Origin of the sequence: Paraburkholderia rhynchosiae (genome assembly GCF_002879865.1) — a bacterium.
Lineage (GTDB): Bacteria > Pseudomonadota > Gammaproteobacteria > Burkholderiales > Burkholderiaceae > Paraburkholderia > Paraburkholderia rhynchosiae.
In genome coordinates this window covers 1-412 of sequence record NZ_PNXY01000138.1, presented here as the reverse complement: position 1 = coordinate 412, position 412 = coordinate 1, and the positions used below count along the sequence as shown (strand labels likewise).

Below are 412 nucleotides of genomic sequence, written 5' to 3'. Positions count from 1 at the left end.
GTGCTGGCGGCGGACGACCATGATGCGGTACTTCTCGGTCTTCTCGTCGTACTGCATGAAGGCGTCTGCGGTGGCGCCGCCGTTGGCGCTGCTGGCGTTGCCTTGCATTTCCAGCAGGCGGGCCTTGAGCGTGCGGGCGCTGGCTTCGGCTGCGGCTTCGTTGGACAAGTCCAGCGACACGCCTTCGGCAATGGCGCGCAGGGCGTCGGCGTCAATCACGCGAGACAGGCGCTCGATCACGCCGCGGCTGAGCTGGTACTGGCGTGCGAGTTCGGCCAGGGCGTCGCCGGCAATCTCGGTGCCGTCGGGGCGCACGAGCACGGCGGTGTCCAGCGCCTGGCGCACGAGGTAGGCGGCCATCTCGACATCGTCTTTGATGTAGCGCTCTTCCTTGCCGTGCTTGATCTTGTAG

General features: G+C 66.7%; 1 pseudogene. It reads right to left on the bottom strand.

Annotated elements, in window-relative coordinates:
- Positions 1–412, bottom strand: a pseudogene (gene gyrB, locus C0Z16_RS37170) (DNA gyrase subunit B); the annotation flags it as partial.